General features: G+C 62.7%; 11 protein-coding genes. 10 read left to right on the top strand and 1 reads right to left on the bottom strand.

Annotated elements, in window-relative coordinates:
* Nucleotides 1-29 precede the first annotated feature (29 nt).
* From KP001_RS08215 to KP001_RS08180, 8 genes are all read left to right on the top strand, one after another.
* The gene (locus tag KP001_RS08215) at nucleotides 30-1,031 is read left to right on the top strand and encodes a LysM peptidoglycan-binding domain-containing protein (RefSeq protein WP_217289046.1); all 1,002 of its coding nucleotides are present in this window, start codon (nucleotides 30-32) and stop codon (nucleotides 1,029-1,031) included.
* A gap of 19 nt (nucleotides 1,032-1,050) precedes the next feature.
* Entirely contained in the window at nucleotides 1,051-2,130 is a 1,080-nt protein-coding gene (gene dprA, locus KP001_RS08210; RefSeq protein ID WP_217289045.1) for a DNA-processing protein DprA, read from the top strand.
* A gap of 24 nt (nucleotides 2,131-2,154) precedes the next feature.
* Nucleotides 2,155-4,497: a type I DNA topoisomerase gene (gene topA / locus KP001_RS08205; RefSeq protein WP_217289044.1), complete on the top strand. Its 2,343-nt coding sequence runs from the start codon at nucleotides 2,155-2,157 to the stop codon at nucleotides 4,495-4,497.
* 261 nt (nucleotides 4,498-4,758) lie between these two features.
* Nucleotides 4,759-6,069, top strand: a complete 1,311-nt coding sequence (gene trmFO, locus KP001_RS08200) for a methylenetetrahydrofolate--tRNA-(uracil(54)-C(5))-methyltransferase (FADH(2)-oxidizing) TrmFO (RefSeq protein ID WP_217289043.1) — start codon at nucleotides 4,759-4,761, stop codon at nucleotides 6,067-6,069.
* Between the two features lie 43 nt (nucleotides 6,070-6,112).
* A complete protein-coding gene (locus KP001_RS08195) occupies nucleotides 6,113-6,313 on the top strand; it encodes a hypothetical protein (protein ID WP_217289042.1) in 201 nt (66 codons plus the stop codon).
* A gap of 378 nt (nucleotides 6,314-6,691) precedes the next feature.
* Nucleotides 6,692-7,267 (top strand): Maf family nucleotide pyrophosphatase, encoded by a 576-nt coding sequence (locus KP001_RS08190; RefSeq protein WP_217289041.1) that lies wholly within the window; start codon nucleotides 6,692-6,694, stop codon nucleotides 7,265-7,267.
* Nucleotides 7,268-7,282: 15 nt separating this feature from the next.
* The gene (locus KP001_RS08185) at nucleotides 7,283-7,978 is read left to right on the top strand and encodes a YggS family pyridoxal phosphate-dependent enzyme (protein WP_217289040.1); all 696 of its coding nucleotides are present in this window, start codon (nucleotides 7,283-7,285) and stop codon (nucleotides 7,976-7,978) included.
* Nucleotides 7,979-7,993: 15 nt separating this feature from the next.
* Nucleotides 7,994-8,224, top strand: coding sequence for a hypothetical protein (locus tag KP001_RS08180; RefSeq protein ID WP_239027933.1), 231 nt, complete (start codon nucleotides 7,994-7,996; stop codon nucleotides 8,222-8,224).
* Here KP001_RS08180 and KP001_RS08175 read toward each other — a convergent pair.
* A complete protein-coding gene (locus tag KP001_RS08175) occupies nucleotides 8,221-8,595 on the bottom strand; it encodes a hypothetical protein (RefSeq protein ID WP_217289038.1) in 375 nt (124 codons plus the stop codon). The two genes, KP001_RS08180 and KP001_RS08175, sit on opposite strands and share 4 nt — an antisense overlap.
* 488 nt (nucleotides 8,596-9,083) lie before the next feature.
* On the opposite strand from KP001_RS08175, the gene KP001_RS08170 reads away from it, so the two are divergent.
* Both KP001_RS08170 and KP001_RS08165 read left to right on the top strand, forming a co-directional pair.
* The gene (locus KP001_RS08170; RefSeq protein ID WP_217289037.1) at nucleotides 9,084-10,706 is read left to right on the top strand and encodes an ABC-F family ATP-binding cassette domain-containing protein; all 1,623 of its coding nucleotides are present in this window, start codon (nucleotides 9,084-9,086) and stop codon (nucleotides 10,704-10,706) included.
* 120 nt (nucleotides 10,707-10,826) lie between these two features.
* Nucleotides 10,827-11,204, top strand: coding sequence for a hypothetical protein (locus KP001_RS08165; RefSeq protein ID WP_217289036.1), 378 nt, complete (start codon nucleotides 10,827-10,829; stop codon nucleotides 11,202-11,204).
* Nucleotides 11,205-11,272 lie beyond the last annotated feature (68 nt).

Here is an 11,272-nt window from a genome sequence, read left to right as displayed (position 1 = left end):
GTGGGGCGACCGTGCCCCTAAAGGAGCCTATGAAAAAACACCTCTGTCTGGCACTGCTCTTCCTGGGCCTGACGGCCGCCGCGCCGTTCGCCGCGGCACAGGAACAACCGACCATCTACACCATCGTCCCCGGCGACACCCTGTGGGGGCTGTCGCAGCGCTTCCTGAAGGACCCCTACTACTGGCCCAACGTCTGGGCCAACAATCAGGCCGTCGGCAATCCCCATTTCATCTATCCAGGGCAGAAGGTGCGCATCTATTCCGACCGGATCGAGATCGAGCCGGCGCCGGGTTCCGCCCCGCAGCCCCAGGCGCCCATTCCCCAGGAACTTCGTGAGGAGGCTCAGCCGGTGACCTTCACGGTGAACGGCAGCGAAGGGTTCCTGATCGAGAACGGCTTGAAGCCCTCCGGCACCGTGATCTCCCTGCACCAGAACCGCGAGATGGCCGGTACCGACGACATCGTCTACACCGATATCGGGCGCATCCAGGGGGGGAACCCGGGCGACCGCTACCAGATATACAAGAAGATCGGTCCGGTGAGCCACCCGGTGACCAACGTGATCCTGGGGCAGCAGGTAATGCCGCTGGGCGAACTGCAGCTCTCCGAACTCGAGGAGAAGGCGTCCAAGGCCATCGTCACCAAGAGCTTCCAGGAGATCAGCGCCGGCTCCTTCCTGCTCCCCTACCAGGAGCGCAAGCTGACCATCACGCTCAAATCCGCCGACCGCGACCTGACCGGCTACATCGTGCAGACCCAGACCGGCAACCAGGCCCTCGCTGTGAGCGACGTCGTCTTCCTCGACCTGGGCAAATCCCAGGGGGTGCAGCCCGGCAACATGCTCTACATCGTGCGCGACGTGGTACCCGATCAGCGCTACGCCAACGCCAAGATCGAGAAGCTCCCGGTGGAGGTGGTCGGCGCGCTGGTGGTGGTTGCCACCGGCATGAACAGCTCGACCGCGGTGATCGTGAAGAGCGTCGATACCGTCTACCGCGGCGACCGCGTGGAGATGAAAAAGAGCAGGTGACGCCAAAGGGGGTGACCCCATGGATCACTACTACTGGTTCGCGCTTAAGTCGGTGCCGCAGGTGGGGAACGTCACCTTCCTGAGGCTATTGTCGCACTTCGGCTCCCCGGAGCAGGTCCTCAAGGCCTCGGTCTCCGAGCTTTCCTCCGTCAAGGGGGTGAGCGCCGCGGCCGCCCGTTCCATCGCGGAACACGATTTTCGCGCCTGGGCCGAAGCGGAATGCGAGCGGGTCCACTCAAGCGGCGTGCAGGTGGTCGACATCCTCTCGCATCGCTATCCGCGCCTGTTGATGCAGATAGCTGATCCACCCCCCTTCTTCTACCTCATGGGGGCGCTCGAGGGGAGCGAGACCGCGGTCGCCATGGTCGGTTCCCGGCATGCCTCCCAGTATGGCCTTTGCACCGCGACCCGTCTCGCGAAGGAACTGGCGGGGCAGGGGGTCACCGTGATTTCGGGCATGGCCCGCGGCATCGACACGGCCAGCCACTGGGGCTGCCTCAAGGCGGAGGGGCGTAGCGTCGCGGTCCTTGGCTGCGGCGTCGACGTGATCTACCCCCCCGAAAACGACACCCTGTACCGCACCCTGTGCGAGGGGGGGGCGCTCATCAGCGAGTTCCCGATGGGAACCTCTCCCCTCCCCGAGAACTTCCCCCGGCGCAACCGCATCATCAGCGCCCTGGCCCTCGGGGTGGTCGTGGTCGAGGCGGGTGAGGGGAGCGGTTCCCTGATCACGGCGCAGTATGCGCTGGAGCAGGGGCGTGAGGTGTTCGCCGTCCCGGGCAACGTCACCACGTCCGGCAGCCGCGGCGTCAACGGGCTCATCAAGCAGGGGGCCAAGCTGGTGGAGCGGGTCGAGGACATCCTTGAGGAACTCGCCATCGAGCCCCTCGCCACGCACCCCCTGGAACAGCCCCGCTCCTTCCCGCTCACCCCGCAGGAGGCCGAGCTCTACGCGCTTTTGTGCCAGGGCGTGCTGCAGATCGATGACATCATCGTGCAGAGCGCGTTGACAGCCAGCGAGGTTTCCGCTACTTTACTGCGCTTGGAAATGAAGGGGATCATCACCCAGCTTCCCGGCAAGCGCTTTGTGGTCGTCTGACCAATACCGTAACCAGGTGGACAAATGTCTCATAATCTCGTCATAGTCGAGTCTCCCGCCAAGGCGAAGACCATAGAAAAATTTCTCGGCCCCGATTACAAGGTGCTGGCCTCGTTCGGCCACGTGCGCGCGCTCCCCAGCAAACAGGGATCGGTGGACGTGGAGCACGACTTCGAGCCCAAGTACGCGGTGCTCCCCGAGAGCAAGAAGCACATCGACGCCATCAAGAAAGAGATGAAGGGGATCACCTCGCTGCTTCTCGCGACAGACCCCGACCGCGAGGGGGAGGCCATATCCTGGCACCTCCTGGCGGCGCTCGGTCTCGATGGCAAGAAGAAAATCTCCTTCGACATAAAGCGCGTGGTGTTCCACGAGATCACCAAGGACGCCATCGTGCACGCGGTGCAAAACCCGCGTGACATCTCCGGCCACCTGGTGGACGCGCAGCAGGCGCGCTCCATCCTGGACTACCTGGTCGGCTTCACCCTCTCGCCGTTTCTATGGAAGAAGATCCGCTACGGTCTTTCCGCCGGCCGCGTGCAGTCGGTCGCGCTGAGGCTCATCTGCGAGCGCGAGAAGGAGATCCAGGCCTTCAAGGAACAGGAGTACTGGACCATCGGCGCGAAGCTGGAGACGGCCAAGAAGCAGGGGCTCACCGCCGCGCTGGTCGAGGCGGAAGGGAAGAAGCTCGGCAAGTTCGACATCCCTGACCGCGGGGCGGCGTTCCGGCTCTACGAGAAACTCGGCGGCACCGGCGCGTTCCCGAAGCAGGATGGGGAAGATGGTGCGGAGCCGCTCGTGGTGGGGACGCCTGCGAGCCCGGAGTACCGCGTCGACAAGGTGACCAAGAGCGAGAGAAAGCGCTCGCCGTCGCCGCCGTTCACCACCTCCACCCTGCAGCAGGAGGCGGCCAGGAAGCTCGGCTTCTCGGCCAAGAAGACCATGTCGACAGCGCAGAAGCTCTACGAGGGTATCGACGTCGGCGAGGGTGCGGTCGGTCTCATCACCTACATGCGTACCGACTCCGTCGCGCTCTCCAACGTGGCCCTCGAGGATGCGAAGCAGCTGATCACCTCGCTCTACGGCAAGGAGTACGCCCTGGAGAAGCCCCGTTTCTTCAAGAACAAGTCCAAGAACGCGCAGGAGGCCCACGAGGCGGTCCGCCCGACCTACATCTCCAAGACCCCCGTCGAGGTGAAGAAGTTCCTCACCTCGGACCAGTTCAAGCTCTACGATCTGATCTGGAAGAGGACCGTCGCCTGCCAGATGGCCGAGGCGCTCCTGGACCAGACCTCCGTCGAGATCACCGCCGGTGAGGGTTACCGCTTCCGCGTCGCCGGCACCGTGATCCGCTTCGCAGGTTTCATGAAGCTCTACATCGAGGGGGTCGACGACGAGGTCGAGGACAAGGAGAAGGAAGGAACACTCCCGCCGCTGGCCGAAGGGGACATCCTGAAGCTGCAGCAGCTGCTCCCCGAGCGGCACTTCACCCAGCCGCCGCCGCGCTACACCGAGGCGACCCTGGTGAAGACCCTTGAGGAGTACGGCATCGGGCGCCCGTCGACCTACGCCTCCATCATGAACACCATCATCGAGCGCAAGTACGCGCGCCTGGACAAGAAGCGCTTCTTCCCCGAGGACGTGGGGATGGTGGTCTCGGACCTCCTGACCAACCATTTCAACCAGTACGTCGACTACAACTTCACCGCCAACCTGGAAGAGCAGCTCGACATGGTGTCGCGCGGCGAGAAGCAGTGGCGGCCGCTTTTGCACGAGTTCTGGGGACCGTTCATCAACCTTTTGAAGTTGAAGGAAGGGGAGGTGAGCAAGTCCGACCTCACCACCGAGGCGACCGACGAGGTCTGCCCCGAGTGCGGCAAACCGCTGGTGGTGAAGCTCGGCAAGTTCGGCAAGTTTTTCGCCTGCACCGGCTACCCCGAGTGCCGTTACATCCGTCCGCTGGACAAGGAAACCGGCGAGGTGGTTGAGCCTGTGGTTTCTGAGGAAGTCTGCGACAAGTGCGGCAGCCACATGCTGATCAAGGAAGGGCGCTTCGGCAAGTACCTCGCCTGCTCCGCGTACCCCAACTGCAAGAACATCCAGCCGCTGGTGAAGCCCAAGGGGACCGGCATCACCTGCACCGCCTGCGGCAAGGGGGAGCTGATCGAGAAGAAGTCCCGCTTCGGCAAGCTCTTCTACTCCTGCAACCGTTATCCCGAGTGCAAGTTCGCGCTGTGGGATCTTCCCGTGCAAAAGCCCTGTCCCAAGTGCGGTTTCCCGCTTCTGGTGAAGAAGGTCTACAAGCGCGAAGGCGAGTTCCTGAAGTGTCCCAAGGAAGGGTGCGACTACCAGAGCAACAAGGAGTAGGGCGGGGCGGTAGTGATAGACGAAGTGAGCGGGGTCCTCGGACCCCGCTTTAGTTTTGGCGGGACAGGCTCGCAAACCCATCTCACGCAAAGCCGCAAAGGCGCAAGGAGAAACACGGTTGCGTTTCCCTCGAAAGTTTTTCCTGGTTTCTTAGCGTCTCCGCGTCTTTGTGTTAGGTAATTATGTTTGCCTCGCGGGTTTTTCCTCAGCGCCTTTGCGCCTTTGCGTTAAAGCTTTTGGTTTTAAAGATTAGGAGAAGTAATGACTGAGCAGATCACGGTAATAGGCGGCGGACTGGCCGGATGCGAGGCGGCCTGGCAGGCGGCCAAACGCGGCGTGAAGGTCCGCCTGTACGAGATGAAGCCGGGCAAGTACTCCGAGGCGCATCACCTCCCGGGGCTTTCCGAACTGGTCTGCTCCAACTCCCTGCGCGGCGATTCCCTGGAGAACGCGGTGGGGCTTTTGAAGGAGGAGTTGCGCCGCCTGGGTTCGCTCTTCATGGAGGGGGCGGAGGCCACCAAGGTCCCCGCCGGAGGCGCGCTGGCCGTGGACCGCGAACTGTTCTCCACCTACATCACGAAGATGATCGAGGAGCATCCCGACATCGAGGTGGTGCGCGAGGAACTGACCCGTATCCCTGAGGAGGGGATCGTCGTGGTCGCCTCCGGACCACTCACCAGCGGCCCCCTGGCCGAAGAGATCGGCGGCCTGGCCGGCAGCTACTTGTACTTCTACGACGCCATCGCTCCCATCGTCGCCGCCGACTCCATCGACTACGACAAGGCCTTCCGCGCCTCCCGCTACGGCAAGGGGGACGGCGACGATTACCTCAACTGCCCGATGAACGAGGAGCAGTACCACCACTTCGTGAAGGAACTCCTCGCCGCCGAGAAGGTGGAGCCGAAGAGCTTCGAGAAGGTGGTGCACTTCGAGGGGTGCATGCCCATCGAGGAGATGGCGAGCCGTGGCATCGAGACCCTGCGCTTTGGCCCGATGAAACCGGTGGGGCTCACCGATCCCCGGGTGGGGGTGGAACCTTACGCGGTGATCCAGCTGCGCCAGGAAAACCGCGAGGCCACCATGTTCAACCTGGTCGGCTTTCAGACCAAGCTGACCTGGCCCGAGCAGAAGCGGATCTTCCGGATGATTCCCGGGCTGGAGCAGGCGCAGTTCCTGCGCTTGGGCTCCATGCACCGCAACACCTTCATCAACGCGCCGCAGCTCCTCTTGGCCACCTGCCAGTTGAAGAGCGACCCGCGGGTCCTCTTCGCAGGGCAGATCACCGGCGTGGAAGGGTACGTCGAGTCCGCCTCGAGCGGCTTCGTGGCTGGCGTCAACGCAGCGCGGCTGGCGAAGGGGGAGGAACTGACCGTCCCTCCCGCCGAAACCGCCATCGGCGCGCTGGCGCGCCACATCACCAACACGGAAGCGGCGCACTTCCAGCCCATGAACGTCAACTACGGCCTCTTCCCGCCGCTGCCCGGGCGCATAAAGAAGAAGGAGAAACGCGGCCTTCTGGCGCAGCGGGGGCTTGAGGCGCTGGAAGCCTGGCTGCCTGGAGTTGCGGGATAACCACCGGTGCCGCGCCCCCCGGAGGCGCATCGAGGAGGATACCATGACAGGGAACAAGGAACGGCAGGAGATAAGCGTCGTAGGGCGGTTGCTTTCGCTGGAGGCCCTGGTCTTCGTCATGGGGGTCGCCTCGCTCGTCTACGGTATCGCCACCGGCAGTCACTTCAAGACGGCCCTCGGCGCCACCGCCGCGCTGCTGGTCGTCCTGATATTCCGCTTCTGCCGGCGTTGTAGGGGCAAATAAACATTTGCCCGGCCGCCCGTGCCCCGACCGCCGCCTGTCATCCTCCCTCTCCCCCGGGAGAGGGGCGGGATGAGGGTGCCGCTGCTGCGCACCCTTCTTGATCACGGCAACGCCCTCACCCGCCCTCCGGGCACCCTCTCCCGGGGGGAGAGGGGATCAGGGGACCAGAGACCTGAGATCAGAGATCAGAGATCAGAGATCAGAGATCAGAGATCAGAGATCAGAGATCAGGGGACCAGGGGATCAGGGGATCAGGGGATCAGGGGATCAGGGGATCAGGGGATCAGGGGATCAGGGGATCAGGGGATGCCCGCGCCGGTTGCGGCCGGCAATTTAATCCGTCCCCCCGCAGCGCGGGGACGTCAGGAGAATACCAACATGTCAGCAACCACCATCGTCCTAGCCTCCGCCTCCCCCAGGCGCAGCGAACTCCTCGAATCCGCAGGGATCAGTTTCCGCGTCCTCCCCGCCGACATCTGCGAGGATCAGCTTCCCGGTGAAGATCCGGTGGACCACGTGTTGCGTCTTGCGGAAGGAAAGGCGAGGGCCGCCGCCGAAAGGACCGACGGGCGCTTCTTCCTCGGCGCCGACACCATCGTCCTTTGCGACGGCGAGATCATGGGTAAGCCCAAAGACCACGCCGACGCCCAGCGTATGCTGAGAAAGCTCTCCGGCGTGCCGCACGAGGTGGTGACCGGTTTCGCCATCTACGACCGCGAACGCGACGGCGCACTGGTGGAGGCGGTACGCACCAAGGTCTTTTTCAAACATCTGCGCGACGAGGAGATCGACGCCTATATCGCCACCGGCTGTCCCTTCGACAAGGCCGGCGGCTACGCCATCCAGGGGGGGGCCGCGCACATGGTGCGCAAGATCGACGGCTCCTATACCAACGTGGTGGGGCTGCCGCTGTGCGAGGTGGTCGAGAAGCTCAGGGTACTGGGAGCACTGTAGAGGGAGGGGGACGCGATGAGTAATATTGCCGAACATCTCAGGGAGATCCGGGAGCGGATCGCGCAGGCCGCTGCCAGGGCCGGGCGCGAGCCGGAGGGGGTGCGCCTCGTCGCCGTTTCCAAGACCAAACCCGCCGCCGCGATAGCCGAGGCCTTCGGCTGCGGCCAGACTATCTTCGGTGAGAACTACGTCCAGGAACTGGTGGCGAAGCAGCCCGAACTCCCGGCCGGCATTTGCTGGCATTTCATCGGCAGCCTGCAGAGCAACAAGGTGCGCCAGATCGCCGGCAAGGTCGACCTGGTCCACTCCGTGGACCGCCTGAGCCTCGCCCGCGAGATCGACCGCCAGTGGGGCGCGTTGGGCAAGGTGTGCGACATCCTCGTCCAGGTGAACATCTCCCGCGAACAGACCAAGGGAGGGACGAGCAGCGAGGAACTCCTGGAACTCGTGCGCGAACTGGCGCAACTGCCTCACCTCAAGATCAAGGGGCTGATGACCATGCCTCCGTTCTTCGATGACCCCGAGGGAGCGCGCCCGTATTTCCGGAAGCTGCGCGAGTTGGCCGACGAGGTGAGGGTGGCAGCCATCCCGGGAGTGGAGATGCGTGAACTGAGCATGGGAATGTCCGGCGATTTCGAGGCCGCCATCGAGGAAGGTGCCACCCTGGTGCGGGTAGGCTCCGCCCTCTTCGGCGAGCGCCAGTATCACTGAGCGGGGGAGGAGATGTTGCCTAAGCAGCAAAAGCAGGTATCAAAGCTGCGGCGCCCCTTCGTTATCGCGGGCGCCGTGGTGGGAGCACTCCTGAGTGGCTGGTACATCTACGACAATATCACCAGACGGGGGCTCGCCGCCGATCCTATCTGGACCCGTTTCGTCAACGTGGCCCTCATCATGTTCGTTTCCATCTACCTGGCGAATCTGGTGCGGCGCGTGGTCGAGCCCCTCAAAAAGCGCTAGTCTTCACCTGTTTCGGCGCGGGCCGGTACCAGCGCCAGGAAGCCGGACACCCTCTGGGCGATGAGCGATTCCAGTACCGCGAAACCAAGCGAGATGGCGGCGTAGATGGCCAGCGTCGCCTCCATGGAGGCCGGGATGGCCAGGTCGTGCTGGGAGTTGCGCACTATCCAGATCATGGCCACAGCCACCGCGCCGCAACCGAACTGCCGCCACACCCAGTTGTTCTGCTCCACAAGGAGCTGCATCAACTGCTCGACCTCTCCCTCCAGGAAGTAGCGTTCAGCCACGATCCAGGACATGTAGATGCGAGGCAACATGACAGCGGTCATGGTCATGGTGACGGTCATCATCAGTGCGCCGAACATGTTCATAAATTTCTCCTCCCGCTACCGGATCAGATTGGTTTCCCTCGCTGTAGCATAAACGAAGCCCAAATCTCCTCCTAAGGACATTATCTCTCATTAAGATTATAAGCCAGTAGTTACAGTATGTTGCGGTGGCGTCGAGTACGTGTCAGGGCAGGGTAGGGTAGGTCCTGAGGTTCATGTTGTACGGCTTTTGAACAGGTGCTGTTCGGTTTTTACGCTAAATGACCCAACAAGATTGAAACAACAACCACGGGAACTTCTGAGACTATCCGGGCCAGGCGCCGCTTTCTCAGAGGCGTCGCCGTTTCACAGACCCACAGTTGTCTCCATGTCACCGGTCTGCTTATAGTGTGAGGTTTGCAGTGCAGTTCTCTGATTTCCTCCCGCGGCTAACGGTCTGGTTTTTAACATCCTTGATGAAAATTAAGTTGTCACTGTAGCCGGGTTCATGCTAACGCTGGACAGTTGCGAATTCAGCACAGGGAGAAAGCATGATCCATCTGTCCAACATAACCAAGCAGCACGGCTCGCAGGTCCTGTTCCGCGATGCCAGCTTCCAGATACTCCCCGGTACCCGTTCCGGCCTGGTCGGCCCCAACGGTGCGGGCAAGACCTCCCTCTTCAGGATCATCACCGGCGAGGAAGATGTGGACGCCGGTGAGATCACGGTGGCCAAGAAGACGACCATCGGCTACTTCTCGCAGAATATCGGTGAAATGGCGGGGCGTTCGGCGCTGGAAGAGGTGATGGCGGTCTCGGCGGAGACGGTGCGTCTCGCCGGGGAACTGAAGCAGATGGAGGAGCAGATGGGGCTCCCCATGTCCGATGACGACATGACAGCGCTGCTGGAGCGCTACGGCTCCGCGATGGAGGAGTTCGAGCACAGGGGTGGCTATGATCTCGACTCGCGCGCGAAGGAGGTGCTGACCGGCCTCGGCATCGGTCCGGACCGCTTCCACAACCCCGTCGAGTCCTTCAGCGGCGGCTGGCGTATGCGCGTGGCGCTCGCCGGGATCCTCACCCTGTCGCCCGACGTGCTTTTGCTGGACGAGCCGACCAACCACCTCGACGTCGAATCGATCATCTGGCTCGAGGAGTGGATTGCCAACGAGTACAAGGGCGCGCTCCTCATGACCAGCCACGACCGTGACTTCATGAACCGCGTTGTGACCCGGGTGGTAGAGGTGGCCAACAAGACCGTCACCACCTACGGCGGTAACTACGATTTTTACGAGAAGGAGCGTGACATCCGTCGCGAGCAGCTCCTCGCCTCCCACAAGCGTCAGCAGGAGATGCTGGCCAAGGAGGAGGAATTCATCGCCCGCTTCGCCGCCCGCGCCTCCCACGCCGCGCAGGTGCAGTCGAGGGTGAAGAAGATCGAGAAGATCGAGCGCATCGAGATCCCGCCCGAAGAGCGGGTCGTCAAGTTCGACTTCGCCACCCCCCCCAGAAGCGGCGACGACGTCGTCGTCATGGGCAACCTGGGCAAGAGCTGGCTGAACCCTGACGGCAGCGTGCACCCCATCTTCTCCGGCGTCACCGGCGTCATCAAGCGCCTGAGCAAGATCGCCGTGGTCGGGGTGAACGGCGCCGGCAAGTCGACCTTCCTGAAGACCATCGCCGGCCAGACCGACGCCACCGAAGGGAGCGTGAACCTCGGGGCGAACGTGGAGCTCGGCTACTTCAGCCAGCACGCCATGGAGATCCTCGATCCCAAAAAGACCATCTTCGAGACGGTGCAGGACGTGATCCCGCTGGCCACCATCGGCGTCATCCGCAACCTCCTCGGGGCCTTCCTGTTTCAGGGGGACGATGTCGACAAGCGCATCGAGAACCTCTCCGGCGGCGAGAAGAGTCGCGTGGTGCTGGCCACGCTCCTCGCGCGCCCGGTCAACTTCCTGGTGCTCGACGAGCCGACCAACCACCTCGACATCCGCTCCCGCGAGATCCTCCTGGACGCCCTGGAGAACTTCCAGGGGACGGTGATCCTGGTGAGCCACGACCGCCACTTCCTGCGCCGGCTCGTTGACCGTGTCATCGAGGTCGATCATGGCGAGATGCGGCTCTACGAGGGGAATTACGACTACTATCTCTCCAAGACGGCGCATGCCTGAACCGGAGCAGGGCGGTAGCAAAGATTAGTGCTGGTTACATTGATTGTTTGCCATAAGCGCCCGCTCCGTGCTATAAGAGCGGTGCTGTAATTCAATGACATCAAACAAAGGAGATCTGCAATGGCCAAAAACCAGAACGAAATGACCTTTAAATACATCTTCACCTACGATTACAACCCCATTTACGTCAACGGTGCGCACGGCGGTATCTCCCCGCGTGGCGAGCTCGTGATCAACTTCTACCTCGAGCGTCAGCCGCTGCCCAACTCCATCAGCCACGAGATCACCCCGACCGGCACCATCGGTCCCGAGACCGCCGTTGAGCCGTCGGATCTGGGCCGCAGCCTGGTGCGCCAGGTCATCAACGGCGTCGTGGTGAACCACCAGACCGCACGCGAGCTGCACTTCTGGCTGGGCGAAAAGCTGAAAGAACTCGACGCCATGGAGCAGGCGCGTCAGGCGCTGGCTGCCGAGCAGGCGGGCCAGGTCACCCACTAAAGTACCGCGACAGCAAGGTAAAAGGGGCGGCATCCCGTACGGGATCGCCGCCCCTGTTTTTTGTTTTT

Origin of the sequence: Geomonas subterranea (genome assembly GCF_019063845.1) — a bacterium.
Lineage (GTDB): Bacteria > Desulfobacterota > Desulfuromonadia > Geobacterales > Geobacteraceae > Geomonas > Geomonas subterranea.
Note: the sequence above shows the minus strand (reverse complement) of the source record. Positions and strands in the feature narration are given on the sequence as shown.